Here is a 13141-nt window from a genome sequence, read left to right as displayed (position 1 = left end):
ACCCTCGCAAGCTCCGGTCGGGGCCCTCGCGCCAGTGGGCCCCCCGCGGTGCCCACCACACCGCAGCCCCCTTCACCCGCCTCCGCTGAGTTCGATGCCCGCCGCGCCTATTCGAGGTGCCCGTCATGAGCTATCAGTTGGCGCTGCAGCAGCTTACTGACTCCGCTCTTCCTACTGGGGCCTTTGCTCACTCCCTGGGGTTTGAGACTTATGTCGACGGCGGCGTGGTCGCTGATGAGGCTTCCTTTGGGGCGTGGTTGTCTGCCTTTATCGGGCAGCAGTTGACCTATTCGGATGGGTTGGCTGTTCGGTTCTTCTATGAGGGCGTTGATGTCCTTGAACTCGACGGTCTGTTGTCTGCTTCGCTTTTACCTCGGCAGGTTCGTGAGGCCAGTGTGAAGATGGGCTTGCGGTTGCTCGATATTGGGGCGGAGGTGTTCCCTTCGCCTCAGCTGGACCTGTACCGGGGCTTGGTGGCGCGGGGAGTTGCTTGCGGGCATCAGCCGCTGGCGTTCGCCGTCGTCGCCCGCTCACTGGGCGTCCCGCTACAGGAAGCACTCGCCGCCTACCTCTTCGCCACCGTCATGTCCCTGACGCAGAACGCCGTCCGCGCCATCCCCCTGGGCCAGAACGCAGGGCAGCGGCTGCTTAGGCAAGCGGCCGACGACGTCGCTGCCGCCGTCGAACGGATCCCGCACCTCACGCCGGACGACTTCGGGGCCGTCAGTCCCGGACTCGAAATTTCGCAAATGCGGCACGAACGGCAGCGTGCCCGGATGTTCATGAGCTAACTGTGCTTCTTATTCAGGAGGAAAAATGACTGAACCCATCAAAATCGGCATCGGCGGCCCGGTCGGTGCCGGCAAGACCCAACTCGTGGAGCGCCTCACCCGGCATATGAGCGGCAGCATCTCAATGGCCGCCATCACCAACGACATCTACACCATCGAGGACGCCAAAATCCTCGCCGCCAACGGCATCCTCCCCGAAGACCGGATCATCGGCGTCGAAACCGGCGGCTGCCCGCACACCGCCATCCGCGAAGACACCTCCATGAACACCGCCGCCATCGAGGAACTCAAAGCCCGCCACCCCGACCTCCAGGTGATCTTCGTCGAATCCGGCGGCGACAATCTCTCCGCCACCTTCAGCCCCGAACTCGTCGACTTCTCCATCTACATCATCGATGTGGCCCAGGGCGAAAAAATCCCCCGCAAAGCCGGGCAGGGCATGATCAAGTCCGACCTCTTCATCATCAACAAAACTGACCTCGCACCACACGTCGGCGCGGATTTGTCAGTCATGGAACGGGATTCCAAGGAGTTCCGCGGGGCTAAGCCGTTCTGCTTCACGAACCTGAAGACGGATGAAGGGCTCGACGCCGTCATCGCATGGGTGCGGCGCGATGTCCTGATGCTCGACCTGATGCCGTGACGTCCATCAGTTCCGTCGTTGGCCCACCATGGGCGGCGTCCGCGGATGAAGGGGGCTGTGCCCGTCCCCAGGCGCTCCCAATCCTCGCAAGCTCGGATCGGGGCCCTCGCGCCAGGGGGCCCCTCACGAGTGCCGCCACGCCGCGGCCCCCTTCATCCGCGTCCGCTGATCGCCCAGTTAGAGGCCGCTTGGAGCTTGACATCAGCGTGCGGGAGGGCAAGTCCATTGCGTCCTGGCAATTTCATGAGGGTGCTCTTCGGGTACTTAGGCCTCACTATTTGGATGAGTCCGGGCAGGTCTGCTTTGTCGTTGTTAATCCTGGCGGGGCTTATCTTGGGGCGGACCTCTTCCTTCTTGATGTAGAAGTCCAGGAGGGTGCCGAACTCCTCCTGACCACGCAGTCCGCTACGAAGGTTTATCGGACTCCTGGGTCTTTTGCTGAGCAGCGGATGGTTGTCCAGTTGGGGGACCGTGCCCGGTTGGAGTTGATGCCTGACCAGCTCATCGCTTACCGGGAGGCGAGCTACCGGCAACGGACGCACATCACTGTCCGGCCGTCGTCGTGCTTGGTGATGGCTGAGGTGGTGACGCCAGGGTGGTCTCCCGACGGCGCGGCCTTCCGGTATGAGGAACTGCGGTTGCGGAACGAAATTCATATCGAAACGGAGGACGGCAGCCAGTTGCTTGCCCTCGACAACCTGCTGATCCGGCCGCCTTCCGGGGATGTCACGGGTTTGGGGTTTATGGAGGGCTTCAGCCACCTCGGTTCCCTGATCGTGGTGGATCCGCGCGTGGACCAGGCGCTCGCCGATGAACTGCATCAGGTGACGTCAACACACGATGCCTTGACCGGACTCTCGCTGACCCGCAGCATCGCGGGAACCACCGGGCTGGTCCTGCGCGCACTGTCGAACAGCACGGGGGAACTGAATCTCCTCCTTGGCGCCTGCACCGCCCTCCTCCGGAAGCGGTGGCACAGCCAGGAACCACTGAACTTGAGGAAACACTGATGACCGCCCTTACGAGCATCACTACCCTTTACCGCGGGCGGGAAGCATTGCCGCTGCGGACCCGCTTGCTGTGCATGTTTGGTGCGGTGACGGCATTGCATGCCGCCGCCGTCGTACTTCTGCTCGCAGGCAATGCAGGCAGCGGCGTGCAGGCCCTCACTTGGGGCCTGATCCTGACTGCTTACCTCGCAGGAGTGAAGCACAGCTACGACTGGGACCACCTCGCGGCCATCGACAACTCCACCCGCAAGTTCGTGGCGAACCGCCAGGATCCGGTCAGCGTGGGCTTCGCCTTCAGCCTCGGGCATAGCTCGGTGGTGACGCTGGCAGGCGTGCTGGTCATCTGCGGCGCCGCTGTGGCAGGAGAGTTCATGAAAGACGGATCCGCCGGAAACCTGGTGCTGGGGCTGATCGGCAGCGGTGTTTCCTGCCTGTTCCTGCTGGCCTTGGGCCTCTTCAACGGCTCGGCCTTCGCCCGCTCGGCCCTGGCCTACCAGCGGGCGCGGACCGGTGCCGCGATCGATCCCCTGGACCTTGAACCGAAGGGACTGGTGGCACAACTGCTCGCCCGGCCGCTGTCCAGGGTGCGCCGGCCGCGGAACATTTATGTGATCGGCTTCCTGTTCGGGCTGGGTTTCGACACCGCCACCACCATCGGCCTGCTCATGATGACGACGGCGGCGTCGCTCGCCGGCGTGCCGCCGTTCGCCCTGTTGGCGCTGCCGCTCGCTTTCACCGCCGCCATGACCCTGTGCGACTCGATCAACGGGATAGCCATGATGCGGATGTACCGCTCCGCGCTTGACGACCCGCAGCGGAAACTGGGCTTCAACGCCCTGGTGACGGGGATCTCGGCGGTGTCAGCACTGTTTATCGCCGTGATCACCTTGGGCGGGTTCCTCAACGCCGCCTTCGCGCTGGAGGACCCCCTGACGGTGTGGCTGGGATCCATAGACCCGGGTGACGCGGGCCTGCTGCTGGTGGCGCTGATGCTGGCCGTCTGGGGTGCGGCGGCGTTCAGGGTTCGGCCGCGGGGCAGTTCGCGGCAGCAGTACTAGTTCGGCTGGCCCATAGTCACGCGGCCATCCGGCCTTTGCTCCTCCGCTGCGCACGGTCCTTCACTGCCGACGGAACCGATACTCCCGCGGGAACCTTCGGCCGCTCGGGTGCCTTCGCCCGCTCGGGAAGCCGTGCGGTGGAGCCCAACGGAACGTGGCCGCCGTCGGGAACCGCGCTGTCCGCGTGCAGGTGAACCCCATGCTCGATAAGGACGCTGGAGCCGATCCGCGAGTGGCTGCCGATGTGCACCCGGTTGCCGATCACTGTTCCCCGGCCGATCCTGACGCCGTCGCCAATAACGGCACGGTCGCCGATAGTGGCATCACGGTCGATCCAGCTGCCGTGGCCGATCCGGCACCCTGAGCCGATCCGGGCGCCGGGCTCCACATAGGTCATGGGGCCGATGCGTGTGTTTTCCGCCACGGATGCACCGGGAGCGGTCAGGCCGCCGCCGTTGGCATGGCGGACATAACGGGTGACCTTGCCGGCATCGTCTTCAACTGAGACATACTTCGCGTTCATGGAATCCCTCGTTCGAATGCGCGGCACTTTCCCGCACATTCAGTTAACGGTGCACAACTCAAATGGATTCCCGGGCACACGCATGTTTCACCCGGTGCGCGCTGAAAGGCGGCCAAACGGCGCAGAACCGCGTGCAACGCGGCGCGGCAAAGTCCTGACTAGGCCACGAGGTTGGCGGCGGCATTATCCATATGCGCCCGGATGGTCTTTCGGGAAAGCGACGCATCACCGGTTTCGATGGCCGCCACGATCTCACGGTGACGGTCAACGCTCATGTTCTTGACGCCCTTTTCCAGGCCGCCGAACATGATGGACATCCGGATCGAGCCTTCCAGCGACTCCCAGGAGTGGAGAAGGGTTTCATTGCCGGTCAACCGGCACAGAGTACGGTGGAACTCCATGTCGGATTCGATGCGCTCCTCCAGCGATGCCTCCTGCGCCGCCTCCATAACATCGATGGTCTGGTGCAGGGACTGGATCACGTGAGCGCGGTCAGGGAGCTCGCAAAGGGTCCGTGCGGCCAAGGATTCAAGGGCTGCCCGAACGGCAAAAATATCGCGGATCTCTTTTTCGTCCAGGTGCCGGACCGAGAGCCGGCCGCGGGGCCCGGCTGACAGCAGGCCCTCCTGTTCAAGCTGGCGCAAGGCCTCACGCAGGGTTCCCCGGCTGATCTGCAGCATTTCGGACAGTTCTGTTTCCACCAGGTGCCGGCCCGGAGCCAGTTCGCCACTGGTGATGGCGGTCCTCAGGGCCGAGAGCGCCTGCTCGCGCAGGCTCTTCTTTTGCAGTCCGAGCAGCGGGGCTGTCACTCCGGCCATGGCTTCTACCTTAATGTCGTAAGTTGACTGTTTACAGTCGTAGTTCGATAGTACGGCAGAAAGCACGGCGCCGGGTTGGGCTGGTGCCGTGCTTTCTGCGTTTGCTCCGTTTGTCTGAGGCGTGCGCCTAGCCGAGTTCGGCGAGTACCTTCGCCACGATGCGGTCCACGGCGAGGCCGTAGCGGTCGTGGAGGGTGGGCAGGGCGCCGGCGTCGAGGAACTGGTCCGGGAGCGCGACCGGGACAACGCGCTTGCCAATTCCGGCGGTGACGACGGCGGAGGCTACAGTCTCGAACAGGCCGCCCACCACGGAGTGGTTCTCCAAGGTGACGGCGAGCCGGTCGGTGTTGATCTCGGCCAGGACGGTGGCGGCGTCGAACGGCTTGATGGTGGGGGTGTGCACGACGGCGACATCGACGTTGTGTGCCGCCAGCGCCTTGGCTGCCTGGAGGGCCCGCATGGTCATCAGGCCGGAGGAGATGAAGACGACGTCGTTGCCGCCGCGCAGCACTTTGGCTTTGCCGAGCTCGAACGTGTAGTCGTATTCATCGAGGACGGTGGGCACGTTGCCGCGCAGCAGACGCAGGTAGGTGGGCCCTTCGGACGCGGCCAGCTGCGGCACTGCCTGCTCGATGTCGATGGAGTCGCAGGGGTCCACGATGGTCAGGTTGGGCATGCCGCGGAAGATCGCCATGTCCTCGGTGGCCTGGTGGCTGGGGCCGTATCCGGTGGTCAGGCCGGGCAGGCCGCCCACGATGTTCACGTTCAGGTTGGGCTCGGCCGCGTCCAGGCACAGGAAGTCATAGGCGCGGCGGGCGGCAAACACGGAGTAGGTGGACGCGAACGGCACTAGCCCGGTTTCGGCCAGGCCGGCCGCGGCGCCGAAGAGCAGCTGTTCGGCCATGCCCATCTGGAAGAACCGCTCCGGGAAGGCCTTGGCGAAGATGTGCATGTCGGTGTACTTGCCGAGGTCCGCGGTGAGGCCGACGATTTTGTCGTTCTCCTGCGCGGCCTTCACCAGCGCGTGCCCAAACGGGGCGGAGCTGGTTTTCTGGTCCGGGTCGGCGAAGGAGGCGATCATCGCCGAGGTCTTCAGCTTCGGCTTGGCCGCTGTTGTTGTGTCGGGGGCCTCGGTGGTGGTGCTCATGCTGAAGCCTTTCCTTCGTATCCGGCGGTGAGCTGCTCGCGGCAGGTCTGCCACTCGTTTTCTTCGATGCGCATGAAGTGCGCCTTTTCGCGGTTCTCCAGAAGCGGGACGCCGCGGCCCACCTTGGTGTCGCAGAGGATCACGGAGGGGCGTCCGACGGCGGCGGCCTGGGCGGCTGCGTTGTCGAACGCTGCCAGCAGCGCGCCGACGTCGTTGCCGTCCACGCGCTGGGTGTACCAGCCGAACGATTCCCACTTCTCGGTGACCGGCTCGGTGCGCAGCACCGTGTCCGTTTTCCCGTCCGCCTGCAGGGCGTTGATGTCCACCATCGCTGTCAGGTTGCCCAGCTGGTGGTGGTGTGCGCCCATGGCGGCTTCCCACGTGGAGCCCTCGTCAAGTTCGCCGTCGGAGAGGAAGTTGAAAATCCGGGCGTTGGAGCCCTGGTAGCGCAGGCCCAGGGCCATGCCGACGGCGATGGTCAGGCCGTGGCCCAGGGAGCCGCCGGAGATTTCCATGCCCGGGGTGTAGGTGGACATCCCGGACATCGGCAGCCGTGAATCGTCAGAACCGTACGTCTCCAGCTCCTCCACCGGGACGATTCCGGCTTCGGCGAGGGCGGCATAGTGGCCGATCGCGTAGTGGCCCGTGGAAAGCAGGAACCGGTCCCGGGCATCCCAGTGCGGATCCCCGGCGCGGAAGCGGAGCTGGTCGGCGTAGACCGTGGCCAGCATGTCCCCGGCGCCCAGCGCCTGGCCAACATAGCCCTGGCCCTGGACCTCGCCCATATTCAGGGCGTGGTGCCGGATCCGGTAAGCCGCGGCGCTGATTTTAGCGATGCGGTCCTGTGGGACGTCGGCGGAGGTCACCTGATGGGGGGCTGCCTGGTCCTGAAGGGTTTCTGTTGGCATTGCTGGCTCCGTGTTCGTTTCGTGCGTGAGCGTCATTAGACGCTCACCGTGTTGGGGGTGCTTTTGGTGGCTTCGTCAGCAAGCTCGCGTTCGCGCTTGCCCCAGGTTTCCCGGGTGGCCAGGGCTGCCCAGAGGCCGATGGCGGCATAGAAGCTGAAAAGCAGGGCCGGGCCCATCCAGCCCAGGGCTACGAACAGCAGCGTGGTGATGAAGGGCGTGAACCCGGAGACCATCGCGGAGATCTGGTAGGCCAGTGAGGCGCCGGAGGAGCGGGTCTTGGCCTGGAAGAGCTCCGGGAACCAGGGGCCCTGGGCGCCGGCCAGGGAGTTCTGGCAGACGGCGTAGGAGATGGCCACGGTGATGATGATGGCGATGAACATGCCGGTGTTGACCAGCAGGAACATGGGGATCCCGAAGAGCAGGGCGAAAGCGCAGGACCAGACGTAGAGCGGCCGGCGGCCGATCCGGTCCGTCAGCCGTGCCCAGGCAGCCGTAGCGAAGATGCCAATTGCGGAGGCGATGCACAGCGCGACGAGGGTTTCGGTCTTGTCCGCGAGTTGCTCAGTGTGAAGGTAGGAGATCATGTAGGTGATGGACACGGCGTAACCGGCAGTCTCGGCGATGCGCAGGCCGATTCCCTTGACGATGTTGCGCCAGTCGGTCTTGATGACCTCGACAATGGGGGACTTGACGATGGAGCCGCTCTCTTTGACCTCGTCAAAGACCGGAGACTCGGGGACTTTGGCGCGGATGATCAGCCCGACAGCCACCAGCACGATGCTGGCCAGGAAGGGAACGCGCCAGGCAAGTTCGCCGCCGAGGTTCACGCTCACCAGGAAGACGAGGTTTGCGAGCAGGAGCCCCACGGGGAAGCCGGCCTGGACGATGCCGGTGTACTTGCCCTTGGACTTCCAGGGTGCGTGCTCGTAGCTCATCAGGATGGCGCCGCCCCATTCAGCGCCGAACGCAAGGCCCTGGACGATGCGGACAAACACCAGCAGTGCGGGAGCCAGCAGGCCCACCTGCTCGTAGGTCGGCAGCAAGCCTATGAGGAATGTGGCAACACCCATGAGGATCAGGGAAGCCACAAGCACGGGCTTGCGGCCTACCTTGTCCCCGAGGTGCCCGCCGATGACTCCGCCAATGGGGCGGGCCGCGAAGCCAACGCCGAGCGTGGCGAAGGCGGCGAGGGTGCCTGTGACGGGGTCGCCGGTGGGGAAGAAGGCAGTTCCGAAATACAGCGCAGCGGCGGTGCCGAAGCCGATGAAGTCGTAGGTCTCGATGACGGCGCCGACACCTGAGCCGACTGCAACACGCTTCGCGTCCTTGGTGCCATGCACCTGGCCGCGCATTTTGAGAGCTTCGTTGCTCATGGTGGTTCCCTTCCGAATAGCGACCGAGGAAACCCTGCCGCTGTCGACTGTTAACGATGGTACCCCTCAAGTGTGACCCGCATCATGAGCACTGTCAACAGTCGACTCTGAGGGTTGACTGTTGACAGTGTCATTCCGTAGTGTGGTCGGCATCACTGCTGCACCTGGGACGGAAGTCCGATGTCGTGCAAACCACCAAGGAGCAATCATGACCACCACCAAGCGCACCGCCGTCCTCACCGGGGCAACCTCGAACCGCGGGATTGGCATCACCACCGCCCGCCGCTACGCCAATGAAGGCTGGGCGGTTGTCATTCTGGACCTGGACGGCGAGAAGTCGGCCAAGGTTGCAGCCGAAATCGGCAACGAGTTCAACGTCCCGGCCTTCGGGCACGAGATCGACGTCGCCAACGAAGCCTCCGTCATCGCGGCCCAGGCCGCAGTTGCCGCCGAAGTGACCGCCGGCAACCTGCCGCCCGTGGGCGCCCTGGCCAATATCGCGGGAATCACCTCGCCGCTTCCGTTCCTGGAGACCACGCTGGAGCTGTGGCACAAGGTCATGGACGTCAACGCCACCGGTACCTACCTGGTCACCAAGGCATTCCTGCCGGATATGATCGAAAACGGCTGGGGGCGGATCGTCAACATGTCCTCCGTCTCCGCCCAGCGCGGCGGCGGAGTCTTCGGCAAAGTCCCGTACTCCGCAGCCAAGGCAGCCATCCTCGGCCTCACCAAGGCCCTTGCCCGCGAACTCGGCACCACCGGCGTCACCGTCAACGCCATCACGCCGGGCGCCGTGGACACCAACATCCGCGTCGGCAGCACGGATGAGCAGGAAGCGGCGATCAACGCGGGCATTCCGCTGGGCCGTAACGCCACCACGGAAGAAGTCGCAGCCGTCATCACATTCCTGTCGTCCGAGGACTCGGCCTACCTCACCGGCACCACCATCGACATCAACGGCGGAAGCCACCTCCACTAAAGGGGCCGGTGCGGAAACCCACTGGCGTGAGGACGGAGCGGAGCAACGCGATGATGCCGTATCGTTACCAGGACTGGAACCAGCTGGTGGGAACGCCGGTGGAGATCCGCAGGGACTTCGAGATTGTCCGCGCCGGCGTCGTTGACGACGCCATGCCCGATTCCTCTGCCCTGTGGCTGGCCGCGGATGCCGGCGGGGGCAGGGCGCTGTTCACCGCCGTGGAAGGTTATGAAGTGTGGATCCGGCCGCAGGAGCTTGGTGGAAAGCTTTGCTTCAAGATGGCCGCCGCCCATCTGTCGCCATCCCTGCGAGGAGGCGGATCATGCTGAGTGGGCCAGTCAAGGGGTAGGCTTCCCGGCGGGCTGTTCCTACACTGGGGTGATGATCACAGTCACCGGAAGTGTGGAAACCAAACTGCCCGCCGAGCAGGCCTTTGCCTACATGCGGGAGTTCGAAAATACGAGCGAATGGGACCCGAACACCCCGGTGATGGACAAGCTGACACCCGGACCGGTGGCTGTGGGGCACAGATACCACGCCGAGTCCGAGATTCGGGGCAAGCGCCAAACCCTTGAATACGAGGTCATCGAGTTGACGGCGAACCACATCAAGCTCCGTGGCGAAAACAAAACTGTCACAGCGTTCGATTCCATCGACGTCAGTCCTGCCGCAGGGGGCTCGGTGGTCAAGTACACCGCCGAGTTCAGCATCAAGGGGCCGGCAAAAATCATCCAGCCGCTGCTGAAGCCGGCGTTTATGTCACTGCGCGACCCCGCCCTGAAGGGAATCAGGGATACCCTCAACGCGCGTGCCCGGACCTAACGCCCCACTGCCGGGAGCAGGGCTTAGGAAAGTCCGGCCAGGCGGGTGCACGCGTCCCACAAGCGCCGGCGGGCTTCCGGGTCCGAGCCCATGCCCGGCGTCGGAAGTTCTTTCCGCTTCGACCAAAGCTTCCCTGAGGCTTCCGCCGCTTCGGGCGAGGTGGCAAGCCAGACCGCTGTGTCGGCCGCTTTTTCGGCGGGGGCGCCTAACGTGTTGGTGACCCAGCGAAACGGGCCCCCGACGTCCTTCAACAACGCCGTGTCCTTGACGAGGCCGGGATGCACGGCGTTAGCCACCACGCCCACGCCGCGCAGGCGCTCGGCAAACTCCTGGGTTAGGAGGACGCGGGCAAGCATGGTGGGCGGCGTGGAACGGAGGTAGCTGTATTTGCCCTTCGCCGTCAGAAGGTCGTCGAAGTTGAGTGTGGTGTTGCCGTATCTTGAGGCAACGTTCACTATCCGAGCAGGAGCAGGAGCAGGAGCAGGAGCAGGAGCAGGAACCCCAGCCCGTCCCGGAGCGGCCCCGGCTGGGGTTCCGCTGGTTGCCTTTCCTGTGGCCGCAGAGCGCTTGAGCGCGTCCAGCAGCAGGGTGGTCACCAGGAAGTAGGCCATAACGTTTGTGGCGAACGTTAGTTCGAGCCCATCCGGGGTGACGTGCCGTTCCTTGCGGAATACGCCGGCGGCGTTGACCAGCACGTCGAGGCTGTTGTGGCGGGAAAGGAATTCTGCCGCCGCCTCCCGGATGGAGGACTGGTCCGAGAGGTCACAGGCCAGCGGCTCAAGCCGGGCGCCCGGAGCCAGCGCGCTGATTCCTGCCATTGCATCCTCAGTCCGGGTATTCGATCGTCCAACAACGACGACGGCGGCACCCTCGCGTGCCAGGCCGGCGGCTATCGCTTTGCCCAGCCCGCCCGTCGCGCCGGTCACGAGTGCCAGGCGTCCGTCCATCGATCCCATCGCAGCCTCCTCAGCACGGTGGAGTGTGTGCCGCCAGGGTGGCTTCCGCTGCCGGAAGCCCGCCCGGCGCCTTCAGGGTACGCCTCCAGCACGCGCCGTCCCACCAGATTTCGGCGTAGACTTCTGTATAGGCACAAGGTAGGTAGACTGGTCTACCTACCCATGAGGAGTGCCTGTGCCCCCGTCTGCAGTGTCGATGCCACCCAGGAAGTCCGCCCGCGCTCTGTTGCTTGCGGCCGCGGCAAAGCTCTTTTATGCCCAAGGGGTCGGAGCCACGGGGATTGATGCCATCACTGCGGAGGCAGGGGTGGCGAAGAAGAGCCTTTATAACAACTTCGCTTCCAAGTCGGACCTCGTGGGTGCATACCTCGACGCCCGGCACGAGGAATGGCTTGGCCTCTACCGGACGCGCGTGGACAGCGCAGCCGGTCCCAAGGAACGCGTACTCGCCATTTTTGATGCCTACCTCGACCATGCACGCTTTGCCTATGACCACGGATTCCGGGGGTGCGGACTGCTCAACGCAGCGGCCGAACTGCCTGCCGGCAGCCCGGGGCGCTTGGCGGTACGGCGCCACAAGGAAGAAGTCGAAGACCTTCTCAACGGGCATCTGGCTGAGTTGCTCCCCGGACAGGAAGAGCCTCGTGCGAGGCTCGCCCGTCACCTGGCCTTCCTGTTGGAGGGCGCCATGGTCCGCGCGGGCCTCGAAGGCGGTGATGCCCGGCTCCTCGAGGGCCGCAGCATTGCCGCGCAACTGCTGGACGGGCTGTGACGGCGCCGACCGGGCATACGTCCGGTCCGTTCTGGGGTGCGGTTTTTGTGTTGGCCGCGTCGGTGTTGTGGGGCACCACGGGGACGGCCGCCACCTTCGCCCCCGAGGTCAGCCCGTTGGCCATCGGTGCCGTTGCCATGGGTGCCGGCGGCTTGCTCCAGGCTCTGTACGCGGCACTGTCCATCGGTGTGCACCGGAGTCGACTGTGGGAGCAGTGGCCCCTCGTGTCCTTGGGGGCGCTGGCAGTTGCGGTATATCCCCTGGCCTTCTACAGCTCAATGCATCTGGCCGGGGTGGCCGTGGGAACTGTGGTTTCCATCGGTTCGGCCCCGGTTGCCGCGGCGGTTATCGAACGCCTGGCTGACCAGAAGCCGCTTACCCGCCGCTGGACTGTGGGGGCGCTGCTTGGCGTGGGAGGCGCGGTGCTGCTGTCGTTTGCCGGGCACGGGCCCAGCGGCGGCGCAGGGTCCGCGGCGGAGTCCTGGTCAACGCCGGCGGGCATAGCCCTCGGCCTGGTTGCCGGCATCACCTACGCACTCTACTCGTGGGCGGCCCATCGCCTCATCGGGAGTGGCGTTTCCTCCCGGGCCACAATGGGAACAGTCTTCGGGGTGGGCGGCCTGATGTTGATGCCGGTCCTCTATTTCACCGGCCGCCCGCTCGTTGAGTCCTGGACGAACTTCACCGTGGGGGCGTACATGGCCCTCGTCCCGATGTTTGCCGGGTACGTCCTGTTCGGGTGGGGCCTGGCACGGGTCCGCGCCAGTACGGCCACGGGCCTTTCCCTGGTCGAAACTGTGGTGGCAGCAGCGCTGGCAGTTTTTGTTGTGGGGGAACGGCTGCCCACAGCAGGCTGGATCGGAGCCGCAACGGTCCTGGCCGGGCTGTTCTTCCTGGTTCCACGTGCTGCAGCGCAGGGCCAGCCACACCGAAACCAGGCAGCCCTACGTCGGCCGTCCGGGCCGCCTGCGCCGGCAGAGGGGATGCTTGTGCAGGGCAAGGAAAATGCCGAGGGCCATCAGCAGAACCCCGGCGATTCCCACCCAGATCACCTGGCCGCTGATGCCCGTGACAACGAGCACAAGGCCGAGCAGGCCCGCGGCTGAACCACAGTAGAAGCCTGCGCTGAACCGGCGGGAAGGGTAGCCAGAGAGCAGCTCCATCGCCAGGTGGGGATCGTCGGCGATCAGCCCGAGCTCCAGCTCCTTGAGGAGCCTCCGCTCCTCCTCCGACAGTGGCATTGGGACGCCTTTAAATCTGAATCGGGAGTATAGGTCTGACCGTAGGTTTCATTGTTGGTGTGAGTCAAGAGTGCGGGGCCCGGATTTCCTGATCACC

General features: G+C 64.8%; 15 protein-coding genes and 1 pseudogene. 9 read left to right on the top strand and 7 right to left on the bottom strand.

All coding sequences use genetic code 11. From position 1 onward, the window contains the following. The first annotated feature begins 125 nt into the window (after window positions 1–125). The 4 genes from ACFVYC_RS06470 to ACFVYC_RS06455 all read left to right on the top strand — a co-directional run bounded on the left by ACFVYC_RS06470 (window position 126) and on the right by ACFVYC_RS06455 (window position 3502). A complete protein-coding gene (locus tag ACFVYC_RS06470; protein WP_387548103.1) occupies window positions 126–791 on the top strand; it encodes an urease accessory protein UreF in 666 nt (221 codons plus the stop codon). 25 nt (window positions 792–816) lie between these two features. Beyond that, a complete protein-coding gene (gene ureG / locus ACFVYC_RS06465) occupies window positions 817–1434 on the top strand; it encodes an urease accessory protein UreG (protein WP_387548100.1) in 618 nt (205 codons plus the stop codon). Window positions 1435–1622: 188 nt separating this feature from the next. Continuing rightward, window positions 1623–2444 carry an urease accessory protein UreD gene (locus ACFVYC_RS06460; protein ID WP_387548097.1) on the top strand — a complete coding sequence of 274 codons (822 nt, stop codon included), beginning with the start codon at window positions 1623–1625 and terminating at the stop codon, window positions 2442–2444. After that, on the top strand, window positions 2444–3502 hold the full coding sequence (locus ACFVYC_RS06455) for a HoxN/HupN/NixA family nickel/cobalt transporter (RefSeq protein ID WP_387548095.1): 1059 nt from the start codon (window positions 2444–2446) through the stop codon (window positions 3500–3502). Before ACFVYC_RS06460 ends, ACFVYC_RS06455 begins: the two co-directional genes overlap by 1 nt. Before the next feature lie 16 nt (window positions 3503–3518). Here the strand turns inward: ACFVYC_RS06455 and ACFVYC_RS06450 are convergent, their stop codons facing one another. From ACFVYC_RS06450 to ACFVYC_RS06430, 5 genes are all read right to left on the bottom strand, one after another. Then, the gene (locus tag ACFVYC_RS06450) at window positions 3519–4025 is read right to left on the bottom strand and encodes a DapH/DapD/GlmU-related protein (protein ID WP_387548093.1); all 507 of its coding nucleotides are present in this window, start codon (window positions 4023–4025) and stop codon (window positions 3519–3521) included. A 158-nt stretch (window positions 4026–4183) separates the two neighbouring features. Continuing rightward, window positions 4184–4843: a GntR family transcriptional regulator gene (locus ACFVYC_RS06445; RefSeq protein ID WP_387548090.1), complete on the bottom strand. Its 660-nt coding sequence runs from the start codon at window positions 4841–4843 to the stop codon at window positions 4184–4186. A 127-nt stretch (window positions 4844–4970) separates the two neighbouring features. Then, window positions 4971–5990 (bottom strand): transketolase family protein, encoded by a 1020-nt coding sequence (locus ACFVYC_RS06440; protein ID WP_387548087.1) that lies wholly within the window; start codon window positions 5988–5990, stop codon window positions 4971–4973. Next, complete coding sequence (locus ACFVYC_RS06435; RefSeq protein WP_387548084.1) at window positions 5987–6898, bottom strand: transketolase; 912 nt, start codon at window positions 6896–6898, stop codon at window positions 5987–5989. Before ACFVYC_RS06435 ends, ACFVYC_RS06440 begins: the two co-directional genes overlap by 4 nt. A 35-nt stretch (window positions 6899–6933) precedes the next feature. After that, the gene (locus ACFVYC_RS06430; protein ID WP_387548081.1) at window positions 6934–8271 is read right to left on the bottom strand and encodes an MFS transporter; all 1338 of its coding nucleotides are present in this window, start codon (window positions 8269–8271) and stop codon (window positions 6934–6936) included. Window positions 8272–8479: 208 nt separating this feature from the next. Here ACFVYC_RS06430 and ACFVYC_RS06425 point away from each other — a divergent pair, with 208 nt between their 5' ends. Genes ACFVYC_RS06425 through ACFVYC_RS06415 form a run of 3 tightly spaced genes read left to right on the top strand, consistent with a single transcriptional unit; the run spans window position 8480 to window position 10075 of the window. Continuing rightward, window positions 8480–9253 carry an SDR family NAD(P)-dependent oxidoreductase gene (locus ACFVYC_RS06425; protein ID WP_387548078.1) on the top strand — a complete coding sequence of 258 codons (774 nt, stop codon included), beginning with the start codon at window positions 8480–8482 and terminating at the stop codon, window positions 9251–9253. A gap of 50 nt (window positions 9254–9303) precedes the next feature. Further along, complete coding sequence (locus ACFVYC_RS06420) at window positions 9304–9582, top strand: hypothetical protein (RefSeq protein ID WP_387548076.1); 279 nt, start codon at window positions 9304–9306, stop codon at window positions 9580–9582. 52 nt (window positions 9583–9634) lie between these two features. Further along, the gene (locus tag ACFVYC_RS06415) at window positions 9635–10075 is read left to right on the top strand and encodes an SRPBCC family protein (RefSeq protein ID WP_387548074.1); all 441 of its coding nucleotides are present in this window, start codon (window positions 9635–9637) and stop codon (window positions 10073–10075) included. Window positions 10076–10098: 23 nt separating this feature from the next. Here ACFVYC_RS06415 and ACFVYC_RS06410 read toward each other — a convergent pair whose 3' ends face one another. Beyond that, a complete protein-coding gene (locus ACFVYC_RS06410) occupies window positions 10099–11031 on the bottom strand; it encodes an SDR family NAD(P)-dependent oxidoreductase (protein ID WP_387548071.1) in 933 nt (310 codons plus the stop codon). A 175-nt stretch (window positions 11032–11206) separates the two neighbouring features. On the opposite strand from ACFVYC_RS06410, the gene ACFVYC_RS06405 reads away from it, so the two are divergent. Both ACFVYC_RS06405 and ACFVYC_RS06400 read left to right on the top strand, forming a co-directional pair. Beyond that, complete coding sequence (locus ACFVYC_RS06405; RefSeq protein ID WP_387548069.1) at window positions 11207–11803, top strand: TetR/AcrR family transcriptional regulator; 597 nt, start codon at window positions 11207–11209, stop codon at window positions 11801–11803. Continuing rightward, on the top strand, window positions 11800–12909 hold the full coding sequence (locus ACFVYC_RS06400) for a DMT family transporter (protein ID WP_387548067.1): 1110 nt from the start codon (window positions 11800–11802) through the stop codon (window positions 12907–12909). The genes ACFVYC_RS06405 and ACFVYC_RS06400 overlap by 4 nt, the downstream gene beginning before the upstream one ends. Here ACFVYC_RS06400 and ACFVYC_RS06395 read toward each other — a convergent pair. Next, window positions 12868–13044 (bottom strand): annotated as a pseudogene (locus ACFVYC_RS06395) (DUF3040 domain-containing protein); the annotation flags it as partial. The gene ACFVYC_RS06400 and the pseudogene ACFVYC_RS06395 sit on opposite strands and share 42 nt — an antisense overlap. Window positions 13045–13141: the final 97 nt, after the last annotated feature.

The organism is Pseudarthrobacter sp. NPDC058329, from assembly GCF_042879835.1.
Lineage (GTDB): Bacteria > Actinomycetota > Actinomycetes > Actinomycetales > Micrococcaceae > Arthrobacter.
Note: the sequence above shows the minus strand (reverse complement) of the source record. Positions and strands in the feature narration are given on the sequence as shown.

Excerpts from the sequence above, each read along its gene's own strand:
- ACFVYC_RS06455 (WP_387548095.1), top strand. The coding sequence starts at position 2,444 with ATGACCGCCCTTACGAGCATCACTACCCTTTACCGCGGGCGGGAAGCA.
- ureG (WP_387548100.1), top strand. The coding sequence starts at position 817 with ATGACTGAACCCATCAAAATCGGCATCGGCGGCCCGGTCGGTGCCGGC.
- ACFVYC_RS06430 (WP_387548081.1), bottom strand. The coding sequence starts at position 8,271 with ATGAGCAACGAAGCTCTCAAAATGCGCGGCCAGGTGCATGGCACCAAG.
- ACFVYC_RS06410 (WP_387548071.1), bottom strand. The coding sequence starts at position 11,031 with ATGGGATCGATGGACGGACGCCTGGCACTCGTGACCGGCGCGACGGGC.
- ACFVYC_RS06415 (WP_387548074.1), top strand. The coding sequence starts at position 9,635 with ATGATCACAGTCACCGGAAGTGTGGAAACCAAACTGCCCGCCGAGCAG.
- ACFVYC_RS06435 (WP_387548084.1), bottom strand. The coding sequence starts at position 6,898 with ATGCCAACAGAAACCCTTCAGGACCAGGCAGCCCCCCATCAGGTGACC.
- ACFVYC_RS06470 (WP_387548103.1), top strand. The coding sequence starts at position 126 with ATGAGCTATCAGTTGGCGCTGCAGCAGCTTACTGACTCCGCTCTTCCT.
- ACFVYC_RS06420 (WP_387548076.1), top strand. The coding sequence starts at position 9,304 with ATGATGCCGTATCGTTACCAGGACTGGAACCAGCTGGTGGGAACGCCG.
- ACFVYC_RS06425 (WP_387548078.1), top strand. The coding sequence starts at position 8,480 with ATGACCACCACCAAGCGCACCGCCGTCCTCACCGGGGCAACCTCGAAC.
- ACFVYC_RS06440 (WP_387548087.1), bottom strand. The coding sequence starts at position 5,990 with ATGAGCACCACCACCGAGGCCCCCGACACAACAACAGCGGCCAAGCCG.
- ACFVYC_RS06445 (WP_387548090.1), bottom strand. The coding sequence starts at position 4,843 with ATGGCCGGAGTGACAGCCCCGCTGCTCGGACTGCAAAAGAAGAGCCTG.
- ACFVYC_RS06450 (WP_387548093.1), bottom strand. The coding sequence starts at position 4,025 with ATGAACGCGAAGTATGTCTCAGTTGAAGACGATGCCGGCAAGGTCACC.